The organism is Hymenobacter plasmatis (assembly GCF_020711255.1).
In the GTDB taxonomy this organism is placed as follows: Bacteria; Bacteroidota; Bacteroidia; order Cytophagales; family Hymenobacteraceae; genus Hymenobacter.
This window is the reverse complement of the sequence record NZ_JAJFAW010000022.1, coordinates 44,959-71,252: the sequence shown is the minus strand read 5'-3', so window position 1 is coordinate 71,252 and position 26,294 is coordinate 44,959. Positions and strand designations below refer to the sequence as shown.

Here is a 26,294-nt window from a genome sequence, read left to right as displayed (position 1 = left end):
CGGGATGTACTATTCCCGTTCGTATTCTGAATCCTACGCGTACCGCAGCTCTCCCGCACCCACGCGCAGCGTCACACCACTCTCAGCGGTAAGGTGGCCGGCCACTTGGGCATCGTACCCACTGGCTTGCAGCGAATCCACTACGGCAGCGGCTGATACTTCTTCAGTCACTAGCAGCATGCCGGTGCCCATGTTCCAGTAGAGATAGGCAGTTTCGGGGCTGAGATGGCCGATTTCCATCAGGCGCTGCATGGCGGGCAGGGGCGGAAACAGGTTGTCGAGTACCGCGCCGAGGCCGTTTTTGAGCACACGCTTGAAGTTGTCGGCCAGGCCGCCACCGGTGATGTGGGCGATGCCGTGCACCGGCAAGCCAGCATCGAGCAGGGCCGCCACGCCGGGCGCGTAAATGAGCGAAGGCGCAAGCATAGCGTCGCCCCAGGTGGGATACTCGGCACCATCAGTGCCGTCGTAGGGGGCTTCGTGCCAGTCTTTGCCGAAGGCTTTGTGCAGGGTTTTACGGGCCAGCGAGTAGCCGTTGGAACGGAACGAGGGCGAGCGCAGGGCCACCACCACATGGCCGGCCTGGGCGGTTTTGCCGCTCAGAGGCTGGGCCAAACTGGGGTGCAGCACCCCGATGGCCGTGGAGCACCAGTTGAAATTCATCTTGGCCCCCGGCCAGCCATCGATGCGGCTGCCCAACTCGGCGATTTCGCCGCCCGTGATGGCCATTTTCGTAAAGTTGGCGGCGTCGTGCAGGCCGCGCATCATCTGGTCCACCACGTCGTAGTCGAGGTGGTTCACGTCGATGATGTTGGAGAGGTTGGTGGGCACGAAGCCGGCGGCAATGAGGTCGTCGGCCGTCATGGCGATGAGGTCGTAGCCGAGGGTATCGTACTTGTTCATGCGCTCGGCTACTTCAATCTTGGTCCCAATGCCGTCGGAGCTGATGCCGAGGCGCTCGGCCCCGAAGCGGATTTCGTTGGAGAAGCCGCCATCGAGGTCCTGAGCGGGCTCGCCGGGCTTGCCTTTGCGGTTCTGGAAGGTTTTTTTCGACCAGTTGTAAGCGTTACGCGAGGCGGCGTTGCCTTCTTGGATGGAATAGCCGGCGGGGTTTTCGGAGGTGGTGGACATGGTATTGGAACGACAACTCCCCTCAGACGAGGAGGGGATGTTTGAGCCCTTGGCTCAAACGGGGGTGGTTGAATTCGTTGAACGATGGCGGAACGAAGCAGAACCAACAACGGCCCCTAACGGCGCGGACGGCTTCAACCACCCCAGCGTCCGCTTCGCGGCCACATCCCCTCCTCCTCTGAGGGGAGTTGTCGTTCTTCTAGTGCTCCGTCGGCTCGGGCGCTTTGGCGCTTACCGATAGGTTTTTCTTGCCTTTTTCGGGGCGGTGGCTGGCGCGCTCTTCCTGCACGTGGCGCAGGTAGTGGGTCACGTCGCCGGTGGGGTACTTGCCCGAGAAGCAGGCGAAGCAGCTGCCGCCGTGGCCTTTTTCTTCCGCAAACAGCTCCTGCAAGTCCTCCAAATCCTGGTAAATGACTTTGTCGGCTTCGATGTACCGGCAGATTTCGTCCTCGGTGTAGTTGGCCGCAATCAGCTCGGTGCTCATGGCCATGTCGATGCCGTAGATGCAGGGCGACACGATGGGTGGCGCGCTGGAAATGAAGTACACCTCGGTGGCGCCGGCATCGCGCAACAAACGCACGATGCGGCGCGAGGTAGTGCCGCGCACGATGCTGTCGTCGACCACGGCGATTTTCTTGCCCACTACAAACTCACGGATGGGGTTGAGCTTCTTCTTCACCACGTCTTCGCGGCCGGCCTGAGTGGCCACGATGAAGGAACGGCCCATGTGGTTGTTCTTCACCAGCGCGCGGCGGTAGGGCACGCCGATGGCCTCGGCCAGGCCGGAGGCCGCGAAGTAGCCTGACGACGGCACGTCAATCACCATGTCCGGCTTGATGCCAGCATCGGCCACTTTTCGGGCCAGTACCTTGCCCAAGCGCACCCGCTCGCGGGCCACCAAGCGGCCGTGGATAACGGAATCTTCGCGGGCAAAATAGATTTGCTCGAAGGCACAGAAGTTCTTGGGCAGTTCGTACGGGTTCTTGTAGTGAACCTGAAAGTTGTTGTCGATAAAGATGGCTTGGCCGGGGCCAACGTTCTCAATGAACTCGAAGCCCAGAAAGTCAAAGCACGTGCTCTCCGACGCAAAGGCATACACTGGCCCGGCGGGCGTATCGCGGCGGCCCAATACCAGCGGCCGGATGGCCAGCGGGTCGGTGAAGGCCAGCAAGCCGTGCCCGGCAATAAGCGTGATGGTGGCGTAGGCGCCCTTTACCAGCTCCTGGGTGGTCTCCACGGCGTCGAAAATGTCGACTACCGAGAGGTGGTCGAGGTCTTTCACGCGCAGCTCCGAGGCGAAGGTGTACATGATGAGCTCCAGGTCGTTGGTGGTTTTGGGCAGCACGTGGTACTTCTCGTGCAGGCGCTTGGCCACGTCGCGAAAGTTGATGACGTTGCCGTTGTGCACCATCGCCAGGCCAAACGGGTAGCTCGTGGTGAAGGGTTGGGCCAGATTCGAGTCGTTGGCGCCCTGCGTAGTGTAGCGCACGTGGCCAATGCCGCTGTTGCCCTTGAGCTTCTTCACGTGCTTCTTTTTAAACACGTCATTCACCAAGCCCTGGCCCTTGTGGAGGTGGAACGAGGAGCCGTCGAACGTGGCGATGCCGGCCGCGTCCTGCCCCCGGTGCTGCAGGGCGGTGAGGCCAACTACCATATCAGCTACGACGTCGTCGGGGCCATGAAAACCTACTATTCCACACATTGGATTGGGGTATTAAGTCTTACTAAATATTGTATGTCATGCAGGGCGCAGCGAAGCATCTTGCTCGCTTCGTTGAGCTAACTTGGTTATTGCTGCATGCGAGATGCTTCGCTGCGCTCTGCATGATGTGCTTTTTTGATTAATTCCGCCAGCGTTTCAGCATAGAGCCGGTGCTCCACGGCCAGCCCGCGGCGCTCGACTTCGGCGAGGGTATCAGCCCCGCGCAAGTCCACTGGTTCTTGAGCTAAAATGGGCCCAGTGTCGAGACCTTCGTCAACCAAATGCACGGTTATTTTGGTTTCGGCCAGCTTGTTATCGAAGGCCCACTCGTAGGCGTGCAGGCCCTGGTGTTGGTGCGTATCGGCGGGGTGAATGTTGAGAATGCGCCCTGCAAACGGCTGAATAAACGCCGGGGAGAGAATTCGCATGTAGCCCGCCAGCACCACAAAATCGGGGGAATATTGCTGGAGCAGCGCCGCAGCTTCGGCATCAAAAGCCTCCCTCTTACGGCCCTGGCTGGGCAGCGAGGCTACCGGGCAGCCCTGGGAAGCGGCCAGTGCCAGGCCGGGCGCGTCGGGCTTGTTGCTGAACACTACGGCTACTTCGGCCAGGCCGTGTAGCGCGCCGGTTTTGGTGGCTTGCACCAATGACAGCATGTTGGAGCCGCGCCCCGAGAGCAGGATGACCAAGCGGGCTTTCCGCGGCCCTTCGCCGAGCGTCGCCACGCCCGCGCCGCCCGACAAGTGGGGTGCCTGATGATTCGCTTCGGCGGGAGTTTGGCTGCTCATGGTTGAGTATTCAACTTCAATTTACGGCGCTGGCGCTTAGCACGGGCGCCGGGCGCTGGGCAATGTCGGGGCGGTAGTAGGCATCCTGGAAGGTGACCTTGGCGCAGGCCTCGTAGGCGCGGGCGGTGGCCGTTTCCAAATCGGGGCCGTGGGCGGTGAGCACCAGCACGCGGCCACCGTTGGTCACGAGCCGACCCTCGGCGTCGAGCCGGGTAGCGCCGTGGTAGGCCCGCACGTGCGCCGGCAATTGGTCGAGGCCCGTGATGGGGAAGCCGGTAGGAAATTTCGCGGCCGGGTAGCCGCCCGAGGCCAGCACCACGCCCACAAACGCGCCGGGGCGCTGCCGCACGGTTTGCAGGGCCAGCGTGCCATCCAGCGTGGCTTCAATCAACTTGAGCAGGCTGCTATCCAGAGCGGGCAGCAATACTTCGGCCTCGGGGTCGCCGAGGCGCACGTTGTATTCCAGCAGCTTGGGGCCGTTGGGCGTGAGCATGATGCCGAAATACAGGAAGCCGTGAAATGCAAACTGCTCGTTTTGCAGGCCGCGTAGCGTGGGGTCGATGATGTCGCGCCGAATGGCGGCCAGCACGTTGTCGTTGGCGAAGGGCACGGGGCAGTAAGCGCCCATGCCGCCGGTGTTGGGGCCCTGGTCGCCGGCCAGCAGCTGCTTGTGGTCCTGCGAGGTGGCCAGCAGCTTGATTTCGCGCCCATCGGTGAGGCCAATGATGCTGATTTCGGGGCCGGTCAGCTTCTCTTCCAGCAGGAAGGAGAACCAGCCCGTAAACTGCGTTTGCAGCTCGCTCAGGGCCGTTTCGGCTTCTTCCAGCGACGAGCACACGTACACGCCTTTGCCGGCTGCCAGGCCGTCGTACTTCACCACCACGTGCCCGCCGAGCTCGGCGGCTTTGGCGCGGGCCGCCGCGATGTTGTCGCTGCGAAACTGCCAGGCCTGGGCCGTGGCCACGCCATGGCGGCGCATGAAGTCCTTGCTCCACACCTTGGAGCTTTCCAGCCGGGCCGCGGCGCGGGTTGGGCCAAACACCTTGATGTCGGAGCCGGCAAAAAAGTCGGTGATGCCGGCCGCCAGTGGCGCCTCGGGGCCCACCACAATTAGCTTGGCCTCTTGCGCTTGGGCAAAGGCTCGCACCGCTTCAAATTCCAGCGGGTTGACGTCGGGGTGGCTGTTCGGAATGCCGGCGTTGCCAGGCAGCACGTGCACCGTGGCCCCGTCGCGGGTCAGCTTTTCGGCTAGCGCGTGCTCGCGTGCGCCGGAGCCCAGGAGCAAAACGGTTTGGGATGTAGTCAAAATAGAGAGGAGCCTAGGTCAGGCCTTAACTAATGTCTTCGATGGAAATGATTTTGCCGTCTTGGAAGCCGAAAACGGACTTGCCCTGCAGGCGCAGGGTGTCGCCCGGCTGCAGCCCGTTGGGAAACGCAATGGCCGCCACTCCCGTGTAGTCGATGGCGACTTTAACCCGGCTGCCGTCCACCTGCCAGTCCGTAATGCTCTGTTCGCGCTGCGAGAAGTACTGCGTGGCCTGCTCGGCTTGTTGGCGGAAGGCTTCTTTGCCGGTGGTGGTCAGGTTTACCTCGCCGTTGGCAATGTTTCGGAACACCACAGCTTCGTGCAAGGGCGCCAGCATGCCTTCCACATCGAAGCGGTTGTAGGCTTCGATGTAGACGGCAATCAGCTGTTTCGGCTCGGTGGTTTCCATGCGTTTCCGGAGGGCAGATTACAGCACGCACAGTTCAGCGTCGTCGGCTTTCAGCTTGGCTTTGGTGGCTTTGATGTCCTGGTTGAGCCGTTCGCGCAGGCGGGGCAGATTCAGAGCTCGCAGGGCGGCCTGGGCGGCGTTGTCGGGGCGCACCACCGTCAGGTTGGGGGTGCCGCTGGGCATGATGACCGACGAGTTGAGGTTCATGGCCAGCTCGGCGTAATCCTTCCACGGCGGGCAGCTGATGACGGGCACGTTTACGTTGGCCGCCAGCGCGCCGCCGAGGCCGTTGGAGAGACCGGCTGCGGCGATGATGACGCCGGGCTCGATGCTGTTGTTCCAGATTTCGGCCATGTCGGCAATGACTTCGCCGTTTTTGTGGGCCGACGTCACGCGCAGTTGCGTGAAGATGCCGTAGCCCTCAAACTGCGCCCGGATTTTCAGGCAGTGCTCCTTATCGTCGGGCGAGGCCATCACGATGTTTACCCAGGCGTCCTTCACCAGGCCAGCCTGCACCAGGTTGGCGAGCAGGCGGGCGCGGGCATCGTGCCGGCCGGTGTGGGGCGCGTCGGCGGCTTCGGTTTCGACGGTGGGCAGGGCCTGGCCGGTGATGCGCTGGTAGATGTCGAGGTAGCGGCGGCTGGCCTCCTGGGCCACTTCCGGGGTGAGGGCGCGGGGGTACTGGCCGTCTTTTTTGTTGGCAATGAGCCACTGGCGGACATACTCCTTGTCCATCTGCTCGGCCGTTTCGGGGTTCCGGGCGTAGTCTTCGGCGCTCCAAAACCGGGACGAGTCCGGCGTGTGCATCTCGTCAATGAGAATTAGTTTGCCGTTCAGCAGACCAAACTCATACTTGGTATCCACCAGGATAATGCCCTTTTCGGCCAGCAGCTGCGAGCCCACGGCAAACAGCATCTGGGACTTCACGGCCATCTGGTCGTAGAGCTCCTTGGTCACCCAGCCTTCACTCACCAGGTTTTCGGGGGTGATTTCGCGGTCCGATTCTTCCTTGGTCGTGGGCGTCACGATGGAGTGCGGAAACGCCTGGTTTTTGGTCAGCCCGTCGGGCACCGTTACGCCCGAAAATGTGCGCTGGCCGGCCTGGTAGCCGCGCCACATCGAGCCGGTGAGGTACTGTCGCACTACCATTTCCACCTTGATGGGCTCGGCTTCCTTCACCAGCATGGCGTTGGCATCCACGAGCTTGAGCACGTGGTTCGGAATGATGTGCTGGGTTTTGTCGAACCAGAAATTGGCCAGGCCGTTGAGCACGGCGCCTTTGTGCGGGATGGCCGTTTCCAGCACCGAATCAAACGCCGAAAGGCGGTCGGTGACGATGATGAGCCGGTCGCCGGAAGGCGCGCGCAGGCTGTCGCGGACTTTGCCGCGGTGCAGCAAAGGAAGTTGGGGAGAAGCGAACTGGGTGAGCGTGTTCATTAGCGACTGTACAGGAGACTAGCTCCGAGTGGCAAATTCATTTTCCGCCGCCGTGGCGGCGGTACGCGAGTGGGCAATGTGCGCCACGATGTTCTTAAAAATCTGGAGCCCCTCGCCTTCCTCGCTGGCGCTGGGGTTTTGGCGCCGGCGCCGGGCCCAGTCCGGGTGGTTGTAGGCCGAGAGAAAGGCTTCGGGGTGCGGCATCAGGCCAAATACCTGGCCGGTGGGGTCAGTGAGGCCGGCGCAGTTCAGGGCGGCGCCGTTGGGGTTGAAGGGGTACACACCGGTGCCGTCGCCGTTGGCGTCGAGGTAGCTCAGGCAGTTGAGCCCCGCGGCTTCAATGCGCTGCTGAATGGCAGGGTCGGAAATCACGAGCCGGCCTTCGCCGTGGCGCACGGGCACTTCCAGCGTGTCGATGCCTTTCAGGAAGGGCGTTTGGGCGAGGGGGTTCACGCGGAGCGTCACCCACCGGTCTTCGTAGCGGCCGCTGGCGTTGTGGGTCAGCGTGACTTCGGGCGTGACGTGGCCGCTTAGGTTGGGCAGCAAGCCCAATTTCACCAGCACCTGAAAACCGTTGCAGATGCCAAGTACAAACTTGCCGGCAGCGATGAACTCCTTGATGTCGTCGAGCAGGGTGCGGCCGCCCGGCCCGGTCTGGCGGTAGCGCAGCTTGTTGGCCAGCACCACGCCCGAGCCCAGGTCGTCGCCAAAGGAAAAGCCGCCGGGGAAGTTCAGAATGTCGAAATCGTGGATGCTTACCTGCCCATGCAGCACCTGGTTGAGGTGCACGATGGTGGCCTGCGCGCCCGCCAGCCGATAAGCCGCCGCGAATTCTTCTTCGCAATTGATGCCGAAGCCGGTCAGAATCAGTGCCTGCACGGCGCCCACACGCCGGGGCTCGCCAGCTTGTGCCTCGATTTGAACTTTATGTGCTACCCGAGTGGCATCTTGTACCATCTCAAAGGGCTTTTGGGCCGGAGGAAATGAGTCTTGTGCCATTACAGTGAAGTTGAGTGTGAAACATTGGCCACGTCGCCAACGCCGAGCAATTGATTTACAGGCCCGTTGGTCCATATACTCCGAAGTACATCGGAGTCGGCCGAAATCACCTCGCGGCCGCCGTGGCGCACCACCAGGCGCGGCTCTTTGGTCACCGTGCCCAGGCGGTTGGCAAGGCTGCCAAGCAGCTGCTCAAAGGCCACCACGTCTTCCGGCGCTACCGTGGCCAGGAAACGGGAATGCGACTCCGAAAACAGCTGCACCGGCAGCGGCAAGCCACTTTCCGACAGCTCAACCGTGGCCCCGCAGTCGTAGCCAAAGGTGCATTCGGCCAGCGCCACGGCCAGACCGCCGTCGCTCAGGTCGTGGCAGGATTGAATGAGGTGCTGGTCGTTGGCCTGGCCCACTAGGGTATAAAGGGCTTTGGCCTTTTCGAAATCAACCTTGGGCACGTTGGCGCCCAGCTGGCCGTGCAGGGCGTAGAACTCGGAGCCGCCCAGTTCGTCGTGGGTTTCGCCGAGCAGGTACACCACGTCGTCGGCCTGCTTGAAGTCCGAGGTGATGGCGCGGCGCACGTCTTCCATCTTGGCCGTCATCGAGTAGAGCACGGTGGGCGGCACCGAAATCTTCACGCCGTCGGCCTTGAAGTCGTTTTTCATGCTGTCCTTCCCACTGGTGAGCGGGATGCAGTAAGCCGCCGTGGCGTCGCGCAGGGCCTCGCACATGCGCACCAGCTTGGCCAGCTTCTGCTTGCCGTCGGGGTTGATGACGGGGTCGTACACCGAATCAGGCACGCAGAAGTTGTCGTTCACCGACCAAAAAATCCCGTCGCCGGGCGTCAGGTTGGGCAGCTTCCCTCCTACCGCGATAATCTGCCGCACCGCCTCGTCGAACGCGCCGGCCGACATGTGGTAGGCGTCCAAATCGCCATAGCGCGGCAGGATGCCGTTGCTCACGGCCACGCCTTCCCAGCTCTCGAAATTGAAGCGCACAACGGCCGCGTCCTGCGGCGCCTGGCCGGTCGCGCCCATCAAGGGCTTCACAATGGTGCGGCCTTTTACCTCGTGGTCGTACTGGCGAATGACCGACTCGCGTGAGCAGATATTGAGCGAGCCCAGCAGCTTGCCCAGCGTGGCGGTGTAGTCCGCAGCGGCCGGAATTTCCGGCTCGGAAGCGGCGGGTTTGGTCCACTCCGCTTCCAGAATTTTGCGCGGCACGCCTTCGTGCAGAAACTCCATGTTGAGCCGCGCCACGGGCGCGCCATCGAAGCGCACGTCCAGAAAGCCATCGGCGGTGAAGTAGCCGATGTCGGTTAGCTCAACTTCCATTTCCTGGCCTAGGGCCAGCAACTCGGTCATTTTGCCGGGCTCCACCACTAGCGTAAAACGCTCTTGCGATTCGCTCACGAAAATCTCCCAAGGCCGCAGGCCGGGGTACTTCAGGGGCACGCGCTCTAGCTCCACTACCGCGCCGCCGCTGATGCCGGCCAGCTCACCTACGGACGACGAGAGGCCGCCCGCGCCGTTGTCGGTGCTGCACTTGAGCAGGCCGCGGCGGGCCGCCAGCAGCAGGAAATCCATGGCCAGCTTTTGGGTGATGGGCGAGCCGATTTGCACGGCCGTGGCGGGTGCGGTTTCGTCCAGCTCAATAGACGAGAACGTGGCGCCGTGAATGCCGTCTTTGCCCACCCGGCCACCGGCCATGATAATGCGGTCGCCGGCGTCGATGATTTTCTCCCAGGAGTCTTTGCCCGCGAATTGCATGGGCATCACGGCGCCGGTGCCGCAGTACACCAGCGGCTTGCCGGCGTACCGGTCGTCGAAGACGATGGCGCCGTTGACCGTGGGTACCCCTGACTTGTTGCCGCCGTCTTCGATTCCCTTGCGCACGCCTTCCAGAATGCGGCGCGGGTGCAGCTGCCCGGTGAGCAGCGGCCCGTCATACTCCGGATTGCCGAAGCAGAGCACGTTGGTATTGAACAGTAGCTGCGCGCCGCCGATGCCGGTGGCCAACGGGTCGCGGTTGTTGCCCAGAATGCCCGTGATGGCCCCGCCGTAGGGGTCAATGGCCGAAGGCGAGTTGTGCGTTTCCACCTTCCACACAAAAAGCGAGTCGGCGTTGATGCGCACGGCGCCGGCGTTGTCCGAGAAGACTTTCACCAGCCAGTCGTTGCCGTTGGCGCGCAACTGGCGGTCTACTTCGGAGGTGGCGTTTTTGATGTAGGTTTTGAAGAGCGAATCGACCTGCTTCTCCTCGCCCGTTTCCAGGTCTTTGTAGTTGATGAGAGCCGAAAACTCCTTGTGCTTGCAGTGCTCCGACCAAGTCTGCGCAATGATTTCCAGCTCGCAATCCGTGGGGTCGGCGGGCAGGCCGGCGGTCTGGCGCTCGGCCTGGGTTTGGGAGGCGGCGAAGTAATCGCGCACGGCCCGCATTTCCTCCAGGTTCAGCGCGTAGATATTCTCTTTCGACAGCTGCACCAAATCCGCATCGCTGCGGCCGGTCAGGGTAATGATTTCGGTAATGGCTTCGGCGCCGCCGCCCGGGCGCGGTGTGTAGTCGCGGATGCCATCGGCCACCCGGCCCACTTCCAGCCAGTTGATGAGCTTGTTGCCGAGCAGCTCTTCCGCGATGCGGCGCAGGTCGGCGGCCGGCAGGTCATTTTCGAGCAGGAAGAGGCGCTTGCTAAAGATGTGCTGGGTGTGGGTATCCAGCGGCTCGTTGAGCAGGTCGGCCAGGGCGTTTTGAGCGGAGGTGCCTTCGTCGTCGGTCACGCCGGGGCGGCGAGCAACGAGGATGTAGGTGGCAAAGCCGGGTGCGGCGGTCAGCTCGTTCAGGCGCACGTCGTGCAGCACCGGGTCGGCGAGGCAGCGGGTGGCAAAGTCGTTGAGCTGATTTTCGGTGAGCGGGTAGCGCACCGTGTAGAGCGCGGCGCTGCGCATGCGGCCGGTGGCCAGGCCCAGGTGGCGGGCGGCGGCCTCGGCCACGCGCTGGCCGTCGCCGTCGTGCTGGCCGGGTTTCAGCGTGAGCTGGATGGTGTGGGTATCGGTCATTTAGTGAATTGGCAACTAAAACAACTCGTCTGTCATGCTGAGTGAAGCCGAAGCATCTCTACCGCGCAACTAACTCAGTCGATTGGATTACTCTCGCGGTAGAGATGCTTCGGCTTCGCGGACGCTAGATGAAGCATGACGACCTTTTTTCCTTTTCTGAAGACTCAAACACACAACGCCTAAAACGCTTTTTCCGGCCGACTGCCGGGTTTCACCACCGGCACGCCAGCGGCGCACAAGGGGCAGGTATCGGGCGCAAAGGTCGCGGCTGTGACCGAAAGCAGGGCGAAATGCGGGAAATTCAGCCCACCTTTTCCGCCTGTCCGGTCGATTAGGGAGGCTACGGCCAGGACTTCGGCGCCCAGCTCGCGCAGCACCCGGGCGACTTCCAGCGTGCTTTTGCCGGTCGTCACCACGTCTTCGGCGATGATGACTTTCTCGCCCGGCTCAATAGTGAAGCCGCGGCGCAAAGTCATCTGGCCGTCGGTGTCGCGCTCGGTAAAAATGCCGGGCGTGCCCAGCTGCCGGGCCAGCTCGTAGCCTATCACCACGCCGCCCATGGCCGGGCCCACCACCACGTCGGGCTGCAGGCCGGCTTCCTGAATTTGAGCGGCCAGCGCAGCCGCGGCCGGTGCGGCCAAATTGGGCCGGCGCAGGAAGCGGGCGCACTGCACGTAGGTATCGGAGTGCAGGCCCGACGACAGCCGGAAGTGCCCGCTCAGCAGCGCGTCTTCCTGCCGCAACTGCTGTTCCAGCAAGCCGGCGTCGAGCGTGGCGGAAGAATGGATTTCGGGAGATGGAGTCATTTCTTACGGAAAATCTAAGATGCAAAAAGCCGCTTCACAGCGGCTTTTTGGTCAGGTGTGAGCGGGGCTGGTTACCGTCCGGAATTGGTTGATTTCTTCCTGCAATTCCCGGGCAGCGGCGCCGGCATCGGCGGCCTGCCAGATGCCCCGCGAGGAGTTGATGAGCAAGCCGCTGCCGTCGGCCCGCAGACCGGCGCGCAGCGTGGCCGATAAGTCGCCGCCCTGCGCCCCGATGCCGGGCACCAGGAACCATTGGTCCGGGCACGTGGCCCGCAGCTTGGCCACCGTCTCGGGCTCCGATGCGCCCACCACCAGGCCGATGGTGGCCTCGGTGAGCTCTTCGTCCATGAGCTTGGCCAGGCGGGCCGCCCAGTCGCTGATGGAGCCGCCGCGGGTCATGGCCGCGTCCTGCAGGCCGTGCTGGGGCTTGTTGGAGGTTTTGGCCAATGTAAAGACTAGCTTGCCGGGCCGGGCAAAGGGCCGGATGGTATCGTCGCCCATGTAGGGGTTCACCGTCACGCCGTCGGCTCCCACGATGTCGTAAGCGAAGCGCGCGTACTGCTCGGCGGTGTTGGCGATGTCGCCGAATTTGCCGTCCAGAATCACCGGAATGTCCGTGGGGATGCTGCGCACGGTTTGCTGGAGCAGGGCCACTCCGTTTTCACGGCTCAGAAAGAACGCCAGGTTGGGTTTGAACGCCGCGGCGTAGGGCGCCGCTTGAGCTACTACTTCTTGGAGGCGCTGGGTTGCCGTGGCGTCGTCGCCGGTAGGGTCTAGGCCTACGCAGAGCAGGGAATTGGCGGTCTGAACACGGGCGAGGAGCTTTTGCATCGGTATGGGTGGGAAGAGTTGATGAAACAGAAGCGCGAGTTTAGCGAGAAATAGATGCTAGTTGAGCCACCTCAGAAGCAAGTCGTGCTGTGAGGCCAGGCGACAACCATTCGCCACTGGCCACTTGCACGGCCTGGGCGCCCACGCGCAGGTAATCCTGCACGTCACGAAGGGTGAAAATGCCACCCGTTCCGAAGATGGGAAGCTGCAGTTTCTCGTCGTTGGCCAACTCCCACACGCAGCGCAGGGCCAGTGGCCGCAGCGCCTCGCCCGAGAGCCCGCCCACCAGCGGCGCGGCGTTGGGGTCAGCGGGCAGGTGCAGCACTTTCAAGGTATTCGTGGCGGCCAAAGCAGTGGCACCGCCTTCCTGGGCGCCCAGGGCCAGGCCCCGGATGTGGTCGGGCCACGGCGGCAGCTTCACAATCACGGCCGCGTCGTCGCGCAGCTCGTTGCGCACGGCCTCGGTGGCTTCGCGCACGTGGCGAGCAGTGATGTCGGCCCCGGCTCCCGAATTGGGGGCCGTGATATACACTTCCACGCCCGCCAGCTGCTCGCCGGCCTCGCGCTGCAGGTAGCGCGCAATCTTGCGGAAGCCCGGCACGCCCGGGGCCGTAATGCTCACAAACACGGGCACGCCAAAGCGCCGCAGCCGCGGCAGGTGCTCCTGCACCAGCCCCTCGGCTCCCTCAGTGCGGAGGTCGGTGCGGTTGAGCAGGGTTTGGTCGGCCACTTGCAGGATGCCTTCGTCGCCGGGCAGGCCGGCGCGGGGCTCCATGGTCACGGTCTTGGTAAAAATGGCACCCAGCTGCTCGTAGCCCGGGCCGTCGAGGTCCCAGGGCGCGGCGGCCAAGCACACGGAATTTTGTAACGTAATGGCGCCTAGTTTCATAGCTTGTTCTTAAATAACAAAAACGAACTATCACCCGCAACTGCCCAAGGACCGCTGCGGGTGATGTTCGGCTGGCGCACCAGCTAAGGATTCCCTTAAATTACGTTGTCACGGTTAATTAGGAAGGGCACGCACTCGCGGATGTCGGTCTGGCCGAGGATGAACTGGGCCACGCGGGCCATGCCCACGCCGGCACCGGAGTGCAGCTTCACGTCGTGCTCCTCGTGGAAGCTCAGGTACCACTCGAAGTCCTCCAGCTTCATGCCCTGGCGGATGAGACCGGCCAGCATTGAGCTGGTTTCCAGCTTGTGGCGTAGCTTGGCCCCGTCGAACTCGCGCTCGGCCGAACCAGCCGATTCGCCCGACAGCGGCAGCAGCAAGTCGGAGGAGTTCACCACGCGGGGGTCGTCGTCGTTGTTGCGCATGTTGAAGAACTTGATGTCGGCCGGGTAGTGCGTGATGAAGATGGGGCCTTCCAGCTCAGTGAGGCGGCCTTCTTCTTCAGCGCCCAGGTCGTCGCCCCACTGCAGGTCGGGGAAGCCGTTGGGCTTCAGCAGCTCGATGGCTTCGGCGTAGGTCATGCGCTTGAAGGTGAGGTCAACCAGGTCTTCGGCGTTGCGGCCGAACAGGGCCAGCTCCTTCGCGCACTTGGTGGCTACTTCGTTGGCTGCCGTGCGCACGATGCCGCTCAGGTGGCCCAGCAGCTCGTCGAGGTCGCCGAGGTGCTCAATTTCGAACAGGGTGAACTGCGCCAGGCGGCGGTTATCAGCGTTCAGCTCCTTGCGGAAGCTCTGGATTTCGCCGCATACGCGGCCGCCTTCCACGGCCTGGGTCAGCATCTCGATGTAGAGCTGGTTCGACTGGGGCAGGAACATCTTCTTGCCGTCGTACCAGTCCAGGGTGAACAGCGTGTCCGTGTTCTCGCACGCGCCGGTCACGCCCACGATGTGGGGCATGTTGTGGACGGTCACGAAGCCTTCCTGCTCGCAGTACTTGCGGGCACCGCGCATCATGGCGTCCCATACCTTGATTACCGCCATCCGCTTGGGGTCGGTGCTCAGGTTGCGGTTGCCAGCGTGGGCCGACGACGAAGACAGGGTGGCTGCGGCTACGGTGGGAGTGAGCGTGTTGGTGTCCATAATTTTCTTTTGTGTGGGCGTTAAAAGAGTTGGCAGGGTAAACCGACCCGACTGGACATAAAAAAACCGTTTCGAATCACGAAACGGCGGCGGGGCAACAACCAGAAAAAACGGAAGACAAATCGGCAAAACCAACGGCGGCGAAGACCTTTTGGTCCTCTCGCGGGCCACTGTTGAGCAGGGTCCCGCGCTTCATCAACGGGTGTTTGGGTTGAAGCACGATGCAAAATTACGGAATCATGTCGAGCTGTAATTCATCGGTAATGTTAAGTTTTTATTGGGCTGTTTCTTGGCAAAAGATTATGGCCTGCTTTTTCTGCGATTGCAAAGAGATAGCCGAGATTACTTGAGCCAAATGGTTGAAAATCTTTTTTTAAGCTCCGGCCACCGATTGCGATGCATCTGCTTTACGCTGTAACTTTGGCTCTTTATTCCGCTACAATCTGCCCTTTTTAGTAGGGCGCCAATTATCAGGCAATTAAAAGCCCGTGACTCCCAGCCGGGGGTCACGGGCTTTTTTATCCAGCGGAGCAGTCCGCCGCTAACGCGGCACTAATCAGCTCGTGGGGCCGGTGTCTACTTTCGACTCGATGGTGGCCTGCACCGTGCTCGACACGGCCGACAGGATGTCGTAGCCGGTGGCCGACTCAATGGCGTCCACCGTAGTGCGGTATGCGCCCCAGGCCGTGCCAATGGAGTTGGTGTTGGGCATGTTCACGGCGATGACGCGGGTGCTCGTGGTCACGCGGCTGGCGTCGGAGCTGCCTTCGGGCAGCACCACCAGCACTTTCCAGCAGTTGCTGGGCACGGTGATGTGGCCGCTGTTGATGGTGGTGGCGTAGCCCGCCGAGCCGGTGCCACCGGTGCCGTAGCTGCCGGCAATGATGTAGCACTCATAGCCCTGGCCCACCAGGGTGCGCGCGTAGTTTTCGAGGCCCGCCCAGGTTTGCTGGTTGTTGGTGGGGGCCTGCGGCATCATGTTGGTCATGAGGAAGGTGGCCGAGTTGTCGGCCACGGAGCCGGTGCGGTCGGCCGAGGGGCAGATGTGGCCGCGGTCAAAGCCCGAGCCGCTGTAGCTGGTGCTGCCCACGTGGTACCAGGTGCTGGGCAGGGTATTGTCGGCGGCGAAGTTGTCCTGGCGCGGGGTGCTGCCCAGCCAGGCGCTGCTCAGGTGCCAGCTCACCCAGTTGGGCTTACCCTTGTCGCGGCTGTACGACATGGTGTACTGGGTTTTGGTCATCAGGTAGTTGTTCGGGTAGTTGGTGGCATCCGTCACGGCCCCGCTGGGGTTGCCCATGGCCAGGTTGTTGTCGCGAGTAGCGTCTTGGCTTACCACCGCGGCGGTGGGGTTAGCGGGAGTAGTCAGCTCTTCTTTGGAGCAAGAAGTGGCTAGGGCCGCGAGCAGCGCGAGGCTACCGAGGCGAGTAAAAGTTAGCTTCATGTAATGAGAAAGAGAAAATGGTGAAGGTGGACAGTAAGCGCAAAAGTCCTCCGCTGGAATTGCTTCACTGTTAGAGCAATGTTACGTTTATACTTCCCAGCCGCCAATTAATATTCTAATAACATTATGTGTTTTTTACTCTTCCAATTTTAGCCTTCGCCGCTACCTACTTACTGGCTGTTTTAAGGGGTATGCTTGTCCGGACCTGCGCATCCCACTGGCCATAGTCCCACAGCAGAAGGGCCCCGCCGGCAATGCCAGCGGGGCCCTTCTCTATAAATTCTGGCAAGACCGGCCTTAGCCGGCAATGCCCACCTACTGGCCCACTACCACCAGCCGCTGCGTGGCCAGCGTTTGGCCGGCCGCGCTGCGCAGCACCACGTGGTAGAGGCCGGGCGCCAGCCCCGGCAGTGCGAGGCTAGCCGCCCCTTCCGTGACTTGCTGCTGGCTCACGACTTGGCCCAGCTGCGAGTAGACTTGCACCAGGCCGCCAGTCGCCGGCAAATTGGGGCATTGCACCGTCACCGCGTTGGCATCGGCGGCGGGGTTGGGGTATACCTCTAGCCCGGGGGCTGCTGCCGTGCGCGCACCTACCACCACCGACACGACCGGCGAATACACCTGCTGGCCATCCAAATCCACCTGCCGCAGGCGGTAGTACAGAATGGCCACGCCCTGGGCGGCGGCTTCGGCATCGCGCAGCTGGTAGCGCTTGAGGCTGGTGCTGTTGCCTGCCGATTTTACCTGGCCCACGGCCTGGAAAGCTGCCTCGCGGCCGGTGGAGCGCTCCACCACAAAATGGCTGCTGTTCTTTTCCGACGCAGTAGCCCAATTTAGCTCAGCGGCCCCGTTGGCCCACCGGCCGCTGAAGGCAGTTAGCTCAACGGGCAGCGGGACGATGAGCGAGGGCAAGCCACCGCTGCGGTCGTCGGCAAAGGCATAGCTGATGGGGATATTAACCAGGGCCGACACGCCCCCGGCCACGCTGAGCTGCACCGAAGCAAAGTTCTGGGTGGTGAGAAACGACAGCTCCTGGCGGCCATCGGGCAGCAGGTTCAGCGAGAGCAGGGACCGGCCCGAGGCGCTTTCCAGCACCTTGCCGGCGGCGTCGTAGGTAGTGAGGGTAATGCGGTCCAGCAGCGTCACATCGAGCAGATTAATGCCGTCGCCAATCACCATGCCGGCGCGGTTGCCGGCCTGCCCCACGTTGGTACCGGTACCGTTGAGGTCCAGCTTCAGCTCCACATTGGATAGCACCGAGGTTGGGACGGTGATAACGGCTTGGGTGTTGGGGTCATTGTCGGCCGCGCCGGCGGGATTCAAGACGCCGCAGCTGGTAAGGCACACGACCGAATTGCTTTTCACTTCGTAATGCCCCGCCGTTTGGTTGGGGGTGAAGTCGGAGAGAACTTCCGTTGTGCCCTCAAACGCCTTGGGCTCCACGCCAAAGCCGTAGTAGATTTCCAGGTTGTCGAGCACCGTCAGCAGCCCCACCCGCTCAATCTTTACAGCATCAAACGGGAAGTCCGTGGGGAAGCTCACCTGCGTTTTGCCATCGGGCAGCACGCGGAGTTCCAGCACGCCCGCGCCGGTGTACGACTCCTGCGCCACCCCGTTGAGATAAGTCGTCACGCGCAGGCCCGACAACACGCTGGCATCGAGCACGCCATCGCTGCCAATCACAAACCCGGCGTAGTAGCCGGCCGGCGCCGGCCGGGCACCTTCCAGTTTCACGGTCAGGGCCGAAGGACAGGAAACCGTAGCCAGGCTGTTGAAGGTCGCATAATTGCTCAGGTCATTATCCACCGCATTTTCAGGGTTGTAAATGCCCGCCCCTACGCAGGCACTCAGCACGCCGACTCCACCCGTGCCCGTGCCGTAGTAGGGAGCCAGGGCGCTGCCGGCCCCCGAGAACCGCGAAATCAACCCGCGCGCCTGTTGCTGCATCAGCGAAGGCACGGCGTAGGCATAGTACACCTTCAGCTTGTAGGACACCCCCACCACGCCGCCTACTTCCAGGTCGATGCGGTCAAAGGCCTTGGCGGCGATGAATTCGAGTTGGGTGGGCCGGTCGCCGCTCAGCAGGATGTCGCGGGCCACGGCGGCCGACACTACCTGGGTTTCCTGCAAGGCCCCGGCCTTGTAGGTGCGCAGCCGGATAACGCCGAGCCCATTGAAATTGACCAAGTTGTCGTTGGTGGCCACGTTGCCCACCAGCACGCCCGCGCGGTCGCCGGCCCTGCCGCCCGGGCTGCCGGCATTCAGCCCAAGCTGCAGCTTCGTGAAAGCGAGTATGCCGAGGCCGGTGTTTATTGTGGCAAAGTTGGTGAGGTTGGCATCGGCAGCGCGCTCGGGGTGTTCGATGCCGTTTTCGGAAACTACTACCGGTCCCACCTTCACGACACTATAAGTATTGGAAGTACTGGCCTGCCCGTCGTTCGAATAAATGGCCCCGGCGCGGGCGGCGCTGGTGCCGGTCAAGACGATAAGGGCCGTAATCAGCCAGGCCCGGAACTGGGTGCGTGCGAGTGGAGGTAGCGTAAAGACTTGCATGGCGGATAAAAAATATTTCAGGAGTTGGCACGGTGCCGCGCCATTTCCTGCAATTCCGCGGCCATGCCAAGCCACCTTGTTCCGACAACTCAGAATCAAACAGATACGGTTAGCAATCCACTGCTGAGCATTCCCACTTTGGGACTTTGTTCCTAAACCGGGAATAAACTATTTAATCCAGCTCAATCCGCTCGAGTATACACTTCGTATGTACCTCATTTTGTAACTGTTTTTTCGCCCAACAAAGATATTACTTGTTATTTTTACGATATAATATTTCCGATAAGGACACTGTCTCAAGGTTCTGCTTACTATTGGTAGCAATATGATTCCTGGTCCGGGTGGGCCTTTACTTGAGCATATCGGCTATGGCATCCTTTCTACCCTTCAAAATTTTCGTAGTCGAAGACAACCAATGGTACGGGGAGCTGCTGCTGCACCGCCTGGGCCAAAACCCCAACAACAGCGTGCAGCGCTTTACCACCGCCCGCGCTTGCCTGGAGCAGCTGGGCCAGCAGCCGGATTTTATCACCCTCGATTATTCCTTGCCCGATGCCAAAGGCGAGCAGGTGCTGCGGCAGATTAAAGAGCGGCTGCCCAACACGGAAGTCATCGTGATTTCGGGCCAGGAAAACGTGGCCACTGCCGTAAGCATGCTGCGCCAGGGCGCCTACGACTACCTGGTGAAGGACGAAAACACGCTCGACCGCCTCTGGAACCTGGTGAGCAAGGTGGAGCAGCAGGTGCGCCTGCGCCGCGAAAACACCCAGCTGCGCAAGCAAATCGGCAGCCGCTACAGCCCCGGCCAAGCCATTCTGGGCGAGCACGCCTCGGTGCAGCTGGTGCAAACGCTCATCGCCAAAGCGGCCCGCACCACCATCACGGTAAGCGTGAGCGGCGAGACGGGCACCGGCAAGGAGCTGGTAGCCAAAGCCATTCATTACCAATCCAGCCGGGCCGGGCAGCCGTTTGTGGCCGTGAACATGGCCGCCATCCCGCGCGAGCTGGTGGAAAGCGAGCTGTTTGGGCACGAGAAAGGTGCCTTTACCGGAGCAGTGGCGCGGCGCGTGGGCCGGCTGGAAGAAGCCCACGGCGGCACCCTGTTTCTGGACGAAATAGCCGACCTCGAGCCCAGCCTGCAGGCCAAGCTGCTGCGCGTGCTGCAGGAGCGCGAAGTCACCCGCGTGGGCGGCAGCCAAACGGTGGCCTTCGACGTGCGCCTAATAGTGGCGACCCACTGCGACCTGCTGGCCGAAGTGCAAGCCGGCCGCTTCCGCGAAGACCTGTACTACCGCCTGCTGGGCCTGCCCATTGTGCTGCCACCCCTGCGCCAGCGCGGCCATGACATTCTGCTGCTGGCCCAGGCCTTCATCGGCGAGTTTTGCGCCCTCAACAACCTGCCGCCGCGGCAGCTCACCGACAGCGCCCGCACCCGGCTACTGGAGCATCCTTTCCCCGGCAATGTGCGCGAGCTAAAGGCCGTGGTGGAGCTGGCCGCCGTGCTGGCCGATGGCGAGCAGATTCAGGCCGCCGACCTGCCCCTGCGCGCGGGGCCGGCCGCGGTAGGCCCCGGCAGCCAACTCTCGCTGCGCGAGCAAACCACGGCCATCGTGCAAGCGTGCCTCGATGAGATGGGTGGCGACGTGCTGGCCGTGGCCGCCCGGCTGCGCATCGGCAAGTCTACCATCTACCGCATGCTTCAGCAGCGGGAGCTGACCTTGGGGTAACCAGTTGCGGCTGCAACTCAAAACCACAACGGTAGTAGCTTGCCTTTCGTCTGCCCCCTACCGTTCTGCTTCCCGCCATGATGCGCCGCCCCCGTTTATCCCGCCAACCCCGCCGGACGGCCGTACCCGCCGTGCGGCGCACAGCCCAACCAACAGGTCCCCCCGCGCCCGCCCGGCCCGACAGCGCCAGCGTGCCGCTCTTTGGCCAGGGCCTGGCCGATAAGGTGCCGCTCATCCTGTTCAGCTACGACGTGCAGCACCAGCGGCTGATGCACTGCAACCGGCATTGCCACACGGTGCTGGGCTACAGCAGCCAGGAGCTGCTCGAGATGGGCACGGCCTTGGGCACCAAAATGCTGCACGCCGAATCCCTGGCTCAATTTGACCGCAGCGACATCAACGCCCTGCTCACCGAAGACCGGCCCCTGAGCTGGGACTGCCGCCTGCACCACCGCGACGGCAGCTGGCGGTGGCTGCGCATCCGGCTGCGGGCCAGCGTGGTGGGGCCCGCTGGCAAAGTGCTTGAGCTGATGGGCAGCGCCGAAGACGTGACCCGCCACCGCGCCGCCGTGGAAGAGCTGCGCCAGAACCGCCACCTGCTGCGCCAAGTAGTGGACCTGGTGCCCAACCTCATCTACATCTACGACCTGGCACAGCAGTGCAACACCTACGCCAACCGCCGCATTGAGCAGCTGCTGGGCTACACCAGCGAGGAGCTCCTGGCCTTCCCCAATGGCTCCCTTCTGCCCACCCTCATGCCGGACGATGAGCGGGCGCAGCTGCAAGCCCACTTCGCCGCCGTGGCCCGCCTGCCCGAAGGGGAAACCCTGACTTTGGAATTTTGCGTGCAGCACCGCTCCGGCTCCATGCGCTGGCTGCGCAGTGCCCACACGCCCTTTGCGCGCGATGCCGACGGCCAGGTCACGAGCCTCATCGGCGTGGCCGAAGACGTGACCGAACGCCGGGCCATGGACCAGCGCAGCCGCGCGGCCACGGCCCACATCGCCGAGCAGCACCGCCTGTTCCGACAGGTTATCGACGCCCTGCCCCACCCCATTTACCTGAAAGACGGCCAAGGCAACTACCTGCTGGCCAACGTGGCCATGGCCGCTCTGTTCGGTCTGACGCCCGATGAGCTGGTGCACTACGGCGAAGACAACGCACCCGCCATTGCCACCGCCGAAACCGACCGCTACCGTACCCAGGACCAGGAAGTGCTGGCCACCGGCCAGGACCTGACCCTGCAGGAATCCTACACCTACCCCGATGGCCAGATGGCGTGGTTCAGCAGCGTCAAACGGCTGTTTACCCGCTCCGACGGCACGGCGCAGGTCCTAGGCATCGACAGCAACATCACGGAGCTAAAGCTTACCCAACAGGCCTTGGAAGAAGCCATTGCTGCCGCCGAAGTCGACGCCCAAGCCAAGCAGGACTTTCTGGCCAACATGAGCCACGAAATCCGCACGCCCCTGCACGGCATCCTGGGGCTGACGGGGGTGCTGGCCAAAACCAACCTCAGCCCCAGCCAGCACGACTACCTGCGCCTGCTGGGCGAGTCGGCCGAGCACCTGCTCACGGTGCTCAACGACGTGCTGACCACCGCCCGCCTGGGAGCCGGCAAGCTACGCCCCGAAACCAACCCCTTCTGCCCCGAGGAGCTGCTCACGGGCTGCGCCGCCCTGCTCCGGCCCCGGGCCCGCGAAAAAGGGCTGCGCCTGCGCGTGGAAAAACCCGCCGCCCTGCCCCTGGTGCTCGGCGACGCGTACCGGCTCCGGCAGGTGTTGCTCAATTTGGTCAGCAATGCCATCAAGTTCACCGAGACTGGTTCGGTCCGGCTGCGCTGCCGGCCCCTGCCCCCGCCGCGGCAGCACACCGAACCTGAGGGCACCGTGTGGCTGCAGTTCACGGTGAGCGATACCGGCGTGGGCATTGCGCCCGAAACCCTGGACAAAATATTTGAGCCCTTCACGCAGGCTGCTGCCAGCACCGACCGCGAATACGGCGGCTCGGGGCTGGGCCTGAGCATTTCGGAAGGCCTCGTGCGGCTGATGGGCGGCGAGCTGCGTGTGAGCAGCGAGGTAGGACAGGGCAGCACGTTTGCCTTCTGCCTGGCTTTCCCGCCCGTGCCCCCGGCTCCGGCCCGCGCCCCCGAAAGCCCCGCCGGCAGTGCCGCGCCGCCGGTCACCGGGCGCATTCTGCTGGTCGAAGACAACTTGGTGAACAGCCTGCTGGCCGAAACCGTCCTGCGCAACTGGGGCTGGCAAGTGACCACGGCCGCCAGCGGCCCGGCCGCCATCCAGCTGTTCGAGCACCGCCCGTTCGACTTAGTGCTCATGGACATCCAAATGCCGGGCATGGACGGCGAGACCGCCGCCCGGGCCCTGCGCCAGCACCCCAACCCAAGCCGGGCCGCTACGCCCATCATTGCCCTGACTGCCCGGGCCCAAGCGGGCGAAGCCGAACGCCTGCAAACTGCTGGTTTCAATGGCTACCTTGCCAAACCCTATCGCGAAGAACAACTCCTCGACACCATACAAACCGTGCTGGCCCAGCATCAGCACCGCACCCAACCCGCCCTCCCCGCCTCTACTTCCGACCTGATGCCTTCTGCAAATCCTCTTTACGACTTGAGCAACGTGCGCCAGCTGGTGCGCGAAGACGAAGCTGTGGTCCGGCGCCTCGCCTGGGCCTTTATTCAAACCACGCCCGCCATCCTCACTGCCCTCGACGAAGCCCTGACGCGCGCCGACTGGGAAGCCGTGGGCGACGCCGCCCATCACCTCAAAAGCTCGCTCGACGGCCTGCAGGTCGAGAGCCTGCGCCACCTCATCCGCGAAATCGAAGCCTACGGCGACGACGCTCCGGAACCCGACCACGCCGCCCGGCAAGTGGCCCAGGTGCGCGCCACCACCGAGCAGGTGATGGCCGACCTGCGCAACGAATTCCCCGAGTAGCCCCCGCCGTGACCCCGCACCAGCCTGACCCGCTTTCCCCGCCCACGCCGGCGCTCATTCGCACCAACACGGTGGTGATTGGGGCGGGCCAGGTGGGGCTGGCGGCCGCGTATTACCTGCAGCAGCACCAGGTCGATTTCCGGGTGCTGGACGCGGCCCCGCAGGCCGGCGCCGCCTGGAGTGCCCGCTACGATTCGCTGCGGCTGTTTTCGCCGGCCTGGGTGAGTGGGCTACCGGGCCGGCCCTGGCCCGGCAGTCCGCTGCACTACCCCACCCGCGACGAAACCGCCGCCTACCTGCGCGACTACGCCGCGCACTTCCGCTTCCCGCTCGAGCCCAACCGGCGCGTTACCCGCGTGGCCGCCGCGCCGGACGGCGTGGGCTACTTGGTGCACACCGAAGCGGGCCGCACCTACGCGGCCCAGCGAGTGATAATAGCCACGGGCCCCTACACCACGCCCAACATTCCCGCCTGGGCCCCGCAACTGCCGGCCAGCGTGGCCCAACTGCCCAGCCGCGACTACCAACGCCCCGCCCAGCTGCCCGGCACCGGCCCGGTGGCCGTGGTGGGCAGCGGCAACTCGGCCCTGCAAATCGCGGCCGGCGTAGCCGCCACCGGCCGGCCCGTGTTCGTAGCTTTCGACGAGCAAACGCCCGCCATGCCCAACAACCACTTTATGTGGGCCTTCCTGATGCTGACGCGGCTGCTGGGCGTGTCCCGCCACACAGCGTTGGGCAGCAAGATGTTCCGCAGCCCCGAGCCGGTGGTCAGTGGCGACCTGGCCAGGCTGCGTGGGTTTGCCAATGCCCACTTCATTGGCCGGGCCGAGGCGGCGCTGCCGTCGGGCGGCATTCAGGGGCGCCGGGCGGTCACGCCGCCGCTCGACGCCGTGGTGTGGGCCACCGGCTACCGGCCCGACTATGCGTGGCTGGATTTGCCCGTGCTGGAGCCCGACGGCAGCCCCCGGCACCACCGGGGCCTGACGGAAGCGCCCGGAGTGGCCTTTCTGGGGCTGAACTGGCTCGACAGCCGCCGCTCGGCCCTGCTCAACGGCGCCGGGGCCGATGCCCGGCGCGTGGTGGCCGCGCTGCTCAGAATGCCCAAATCTTGTTGAAACCCGGCCTGGCTTTTGCAGGTTGAATACATCAGAAGCAGGTCCTTGGCAGGAGCCGCTTGTTATTCACCCGAAATTTCTTTAGAACTATGTTTATCTTCATGATTGGCCTTTTAGTGGCCACCGCTTTCCTCGCGCTCAATACGGCTTCGAATCTGAAAAAACTGCTTGCGCCCGTTCCCGTTCGCGTGAAGTAGTTTTCGCCGTTTTGTCCATAAAAAAAGCAGCCCGAAAGCTGCTTTTTTTGTTGGGTCATTGCGATAAGCAAATCGGGAGATTACCGAATTACCAGCTTGCACATCTGGCTGGTGTTGTCGGCTTCGAGCCGCACGTAGTAGAGGCCGTTGGCAAACTTGCTCAGGTCGAGCATCTTGGTGTAGCGGTCGTTCATTTCGGTGAGCGTTTCCCGGTACATTACCGACCCGATAACGTTCAGAATGCTCAGCTCCACTTTCTTGCCCTGCAAGTTATTGATGGTTAAGTGCACGATGCCGGTGCTGGGGTTTGGATACACCAGCAGGGTCTTGTCGTCGCCGGGCTTGGGCTGCTGGCCGGGGCGCTCGGTAGGAGTTGCGGCGGCCGCCGGAAGCGTATTGAACAGCGGCCCGAAACTGAGGCTAAGACAGATAAATAATAACAGTGGTAAAAGTAAGCGTTGCATCATAGTACTAATTAAGGCCGGTAGAAAAGAGAGAGGGTGTAAGGGCTTAACGTCAAGCGTTAATTTTAGTTGGCAAAGGTACAACAGTCTGTCCACCACGCCTAGTGCAATATACAAAAACCTCGATTAATTACGCTATTTTGCTTGAAATTGTTTTAATTTTTTACGCCGAATAAGTGGATATTTTGATGATTGGCGGTGGGCTGGCTGGCTTGGCTGCAGCCTTGGACTTGGCCGGCCGCGGGCACCGCGTGGCGGTGGTCGAGCGCAAGCAGTATCCCTTTCACAAAGTGTGCGGCGAATACGTGAGCAACGAGGTGCTGCCGTACCTGCGCCGGCTGCACGCCGACCCGGCCGCGCTGGCCCCGGCGGCCATCAATACGTTTCTGCTGTCGTCGCCGGGCGGGCGCTGCCTCACGGCGCCGCTCGACTTGGGCGGCTTTGGTGTGAGCCGCTACCTGCTCGATGACTTTCTGTACCAGCTGGCCGTGGCCCAGGGCGTCACTTTTTACCTGAAGAACACGGTGACAGACGTAGCCTACGACCCCGCCGCTGACCAGCACCGCGTGACCCTGGCCGATGGCCGCGAGCTAACCGCCCGCGTAGTGCTGGGCACCTACGGCAAGCGCACCAACCTCGACCGGCAGCTGCAGCGGGCGTTTTTCACGCAGCGCTCGCCCTACCTCGGCGTGAAATATCACTTACGCCTGCCCGGCTTTCCGCGCGACCTGATTGCGCTGCACAACTTCGCCGATGGCTACGCGGGCATCTCGGCCATTGAGGACGACAAGCTGTGCTTCTGCTACCTCACCACCCGCCAGAACCTCAAGCGCCACGGCACCATTCCGGCCATGGAGCAAGCCGTTCTGGCCCAAAACCCGCACCTGCGCGAGATTCTGGCTTCGGCCGAAGTGCTGTACCCGCAGCCGGAGGTCATCAACGAAATTTCCTTTGCGCCCAAGCTGCCCGTGGAGCAGCACGTGCTGATGTGCGGCGATGCGGCCGGCCTCATCACGCCGCTGTGCGGCAATGGCATGGCTATGGCGCTGCACGGCGCGGCCTTGGCGGCCGCGGCCGCGCACGATTTTCTGAGCGCCACCACTACCCGGGCAGCTATGGAAGCCGCTTACTCCCGCGCTTGGCGTGCTCAGTTCGGGACCCGCCTGCGGGTGGGCCGGGCAGTGCAGCGGCTATTTGGCGGGCCGGTACTGAGCGAGCTGGTGGTGGGGGGCCTGCGGCACTGGCCCGGCGCGGTGCAGGCGCTGATGCGCCGCACGCACGGCCAGGAGTTTTAATTGAGCTAATGAATTGGGCTGAATGAATCCAGCTCTTTATGAATAGAGGCCGCGCCTTTTG

The 26,294-nt window shown here is 63.0% G+C and carries 19 protein-coding genes; 4 read left to right on the top strand and 15 right to left on the bottom strand.

Annotation, left to right across the window (positions count from 1 at the left end; translation table 11 throughout):
- Nucleotides 1–33: 33 nt before the first annotated feature.
- From LJ738_RS15580 to LJ738_RS15515, 14 genes are all read right to left on the bottom strand, one after another.
- The gene (locus LJ738_RS15580) at nucleotides 34–1,131 is read right to left on the bottom strand and encodes an AIR synthase-related protein (protein ID WP_227787319.1); all 1,098 of its coding nucleotides are present in this window, start codon (nucleotides 1,129–1,131) and stop codon (nucleotides 34–36) included.
- Nucleotides 1,132–1,330: 199 nt separating this feature from the next.
- Nucleotides 1,331–2,833 (bottom strand): amidophosphoribosyltransferase, encoded by a 1,503-nt coding sequence (gene purF, locus LJ738_RS15575; protein WP_227787318.1) that lies wholly within the window; start codon nucleotides 2,831–2,833, stop codon nucleotides 1,331–1,333.
- An 86-nt stretch (nucleotides 2,834–2,919) separates the two neighbouring features.
- Entirely contained in the window at nucleotides 2,920–3,621 is a 702-nt protein-coding gene (gene purN, locus LJ738_RS15570; protein WP_227787317.1) for a phosphoribosylglycinamide formyltransferase, read from the bottom strand.
- Between the two features lie 16 nt (nucleotides 3,622–3,637).
- The gene (gene purD / locus LJ738_RS15565; protein WP_227787316.1) at nucleotides 3,638–4,927 is read right to left on the bottom strand and encodes a phosphoribosylamine--glycine ligase; all 1,290 of its coding nucleotides are present in this window, start codon (nucleotides 4,925–4,927) and stop codon (nucleotides 3,638–3,640) included.
- A 25-nt stretch (nucleotides 4,928–4,952) separates the two neighbouring features.
- A complete protein-coding gene (locus tag LJ738_RS15560; RefSeq protein ID WP_227787315.1) occupies nucleotides 4,953–5,336 on the bottom strand; it encodes a nuclear transport factor 2 family protein in 384 nt (127 codons plus the stop codon).
- Nucleotides 5,337–5,354: 18 nt separating this feature from the next.
- On the bottom strand, nucleotides 5,355–6,773 hold the full coding sequence (locus tag LJ738_RS15555) for a phosphoribosylaminoimidazolesuccinocarboxamide synthase (RefSeq protein WP_227787314.1): 1,419 nt from the start codon (nucleotides 6,771–6,773) through the stop codon (nucleotides 5,355–5,357).
- Nucleotides 6,774–6,791: 18 nt separating this feature from the next.
- Nucleotides 6,792–7,772 (bottom strand): phosphoribosylformylglycinamidine synthase subunit PurQ, encoded by a 981-nt coding sequence (locus LJ738_RS15550; RefSeq protein WP_227787313.1) that lies wholly within the window; start codon nucleotides 7,770–7,772, stop codon nucleotides 6,792–6,794.
- On the bottom strand, nucleotides 7,772–10,822 hold the full coding sequence (locus LJ738_RS15545; RefSeq protein ID WP_227787312.1) for a phosphoribosylformylglycinamidine synthase subunit PurL: 3,051 nt from the start codon (nucleotides 10,820–10,822) through the stop codon (nucleotides 7,772–7,774). Before LJ738_RS15545 ends, LJ738_RS15550 begins: the two co-directional genes overlap by 1 nt.
- 179 nt (nucleotides 10,823–11,001) lie before the next feature.
- The gene (pyrE, locus tag LJ738_RS15540) at nucleotides 11,002–11,628 is read right to left on the bottom strand and encodes an orotate phosphoribosyltransferase (protein WP_227787311.1); all 627 of its coding nucleotides are present in this window, start codon (nucleotides 11,626–11,628) and stop codon (nucleotides 11,002–11,004) included.
- 51 nt (nucleotides 11,629–11,679) lie between these two features.
- Nucleotides 11,680–12,459 (bottom strand): orotidine-5'-phosphate decarboxylase, encoded by a 780-nt coding sequence (gene pyrF, locus LJ738_RS15535; RefSeq protein ID WP_227787310.1) that lies wholly within the window; start codon nucleotides 12,457–12,459, stop codon nucleotides 11,680–11,682.
- Nucleotides 12,460–12,499: 40 nt separating this feature from the next.
- Entirely contained in the window at nucleotides 12,500–13,348 is an 849-nt protein-coding gene (locus LJ738_RS15530; protein WP_227787309.1) for a dihydroorotate dehydrogenase, read from the bottom strand.
- A 95-nt stretch (nucleotides 13,349–13,443) separates the two neighbouring features.
- Complete coding sequence (locus tag LJ738_RS15525; protein ID WP_227787308.1) at nucleotides 13,444–14,487, bottom strand: amino acid--tRNA ligase-related protein; 1,044 nt, start codon at nucleotides 14,485–14,487, stop codon at nucleotides 13,444–13,446.
- Nucleotides 14,488–15,043: 556 nt separating this feature from the next.
- Nucleotides 15,044–15,928 (bottom strand): DNA/RNA non-specific endonuclease, encoded by an 885-nt coding sequence (locus tag LJ738_RS15520; protein WP_227787307.1) that lies wholly within the window; start codon nucleotides 15,926–15,928, stop codon nucleotides 15,044–15,046.
- 315 nt (nucleotides 15,929–16,243) lie between these two features.
- Nucleotides 16,244–18,481 (bottom strand): T9SS type A sorting domain-containing protein, encoded by a 2,238-nt coding sequence (locus tag LJ738_RS15515; RefSeq protein ID WP_227787306.1) that lies wholly within the window; start codon nucleotides 18,479–18,481, stop codon nucleotides 16,244–16,246.
- Nucleotides 18,482–18,849: 368 nt separating this feature from the next.
- Between LJ738_RS15515 and LJ738_RS15510 the strand changes: the two genes are divergently transcribed.
- From LJ738_RS15510 to LJ738_RS15500, 3 genes are all read left to right on the top strand, one after another.
- Nucleotides 18,850–20,208 (top strand): sigma-54-dependent transcriptional regulator, encoded by a 1,359-nt coding sequence (locus LJ738_RS15510; protein ID WP_227787305.1) that lies wholly within the window; start codon nucleotides 18,850–18,852, stop codon nucleotides 20,206–20,208.
- Nucleotides 20,209–20,285: 77 nt separating this feature from the next.
- Nucleotides 20,286–23,162, top strand: a complete 2,877-nt coding sequence (locus LJ738_RS15505; protein ID WP_227787304.1) for a PAS domain S-box protein — start codon at nucleotides 20,286–20,288, stop codon at nucleotides 23,160–23,162.
- Nucleotides 23,163–23,170: 8 nt separating this feature from the next.
- The gene (locus tag LJ738_RS15500) at nucleotides 23,171–24,277 is read left to right on the top strand and encodes a flavin-containing monooxygenase (RefSeq protein WP_227787303.1); all 1,107 of its coding nucleotides are present in this window, start codon (nucleotides 23,171–23,173) and stop codon (nucleotides 24,275–24,277) included.
- 277 nt (nucleotides 24,278–24,554) lie between these two features.
- Here the strand turns inward: LJ738_RS15500 and LJ738_RS15495 are convergent, their stop codons facing one another.
- Entirely contained in the window at nucleotides 24,555–24,941 is a 387-nt protein-coding gene (locus LJ738_RS15495) for a T9SS type A sorting domain-containing protein (RefSeq protein WP_227787302.1), read from the bottom strand.
- A 173-nt stretch (nucleotides 24,942–25,114) separates the two neighbouring features.
- Here LJ738_RS15495 and LJ738_RS15490 point away from each other — a divergent pair, with 173 nt between their 5' ends.
- A complete protein-coding gene (locus tag LJ738_RS15490) occupies nucleotides 25,115–26,233 on the top strand; it encodes an NAD(P)/FAD-dependent oxidoreductase (protein ID WP_227787301.1) in 1,119 nt (372 codons plus the stop codon).
- Nucleotides 26,234–26,294 lie beyond the last annotated feature (61 nt).

What these genes read in the sequence shown, in the direction of transcription:
- purN (WP_227787317.1), bottom strand. Translation starts at nt 3,621, where the DNA reads ATGAGCAGCCAAACTCCCGCCGAAGCGAATCATCAGGCACCCCACTTG.
- LJ738_RS15560 (WP_227787315.1), bottom strand. Translation starts at nt 5,336, where the DNA reads ATGGAAACCACCGAGCCGAAACAGCTGATTGCCGTCTACATCGAAGCC.
- LJ738_RS15505 (WP_227787304.1), top strand. Translation starts at nt 20,286, where the DNA reads ATGATGCGCCGCCCCCGTTTATCCCGCCAACCCCGCCGGACGGCCGTA.
- LJ738_RS15555 (WP_227787314.1), bottom strand. Translation starts at nt 6,773, where the DNA reads ATGAACACGCTCACCCAGTTCGCTTCTCCCCAACTTCCTTTGCTGCAC.
- LJ738_RS15525 (WP_227787308.1), bottom strand. Translation starts at nt 14,487, where the DNA reads ATGGACACCAACACGCTCACTCCCACCGTAGCCGCAGCCACCCTGTCT.
- LJ738_RS15495 (WP_227787302.1), bottom strand. Translation starts at nt 24,941, where the DNA reads ATGATGCAACGCTTACTTTTACCACTGTTATTATTTATCTGTCTTAGC.
- pyrF (WP_227787310.1), bottom strand. Translation starts at nt 12,459, where the DNA reads ATGCAAAAGCTCCTCGCCCGTGTTCAGACCGCCAATTCCCTGCTCTGC.
- pyrE (WP_227787311.1), bottom strand. Translation starts at nt 11,628, where the DNA reads ATGACTCCATCTCCCGAAATCCATTCTTCCGCCACGCTCGACGCCGGC.
- purF (WP_227787318.1), bottom strand. Translation starts at nt 2,833, where the DNA reads ATGTGTGGAATAGTAGGTTTTCATGGCCCCGACGACGTCGTAGCTGAT.
- LJ738_RS15520 (WP_227787307.1), bottom strand. Translation starts at nt 15,928, where the DNA reads ATGAAGCTAACTTTTACTCGCCTCGGTAGCCTCGCGCTGCTCGCGGCC.
- LJ738_RS15510 (WP_227787305.1), top strand. Translation starts at nt 18,850, where the DNA reads ATGGCATCCTTTCTACCCTTCAAAATTTTCGTAGTCGAAGACAACCAA.
- LJ738_RS15530 (WP_227787309.1), bottom strand. Translation starts at nt 13,348, where the DNA reads ATGAAACTAGGCGCCATTACGTTACAAAATTCCGTGTGCTTGGCCGCC.
- LJ738_RS15580 (WP_227787319.1), bottom strand. Translation starts at nt 1,131, where the DNA reads ATGTCCACCACCTCCGAAAACCCCGCCGGCTATTCCATCCAAGAAGGC.
- LJ738_RS15515 (WP_227787306.1), bottom strand. Translation starts at nt 18,481, where the DNA reads ATGCAAGTCTTTACGCTACCTCCACTCGCACGCACCCAGTTCCGGGCC.
- LJ738_RS15545 (WP_227787312.1), bottom strand. Translation starts at nt 10,822, where the DNA reads ATGACCGATACCCACACCATCCAGCTCACGCTGAAACCCGGCCAGCAC.
- LJ738_RS15550 (WP_227787313.1), bottom strand. Translation starts at nt 7,772, where the DNA reads ATGGCACAAGACTCATTTCCTCCGGCCCAAAAGCCCTTTGAGATGGTA.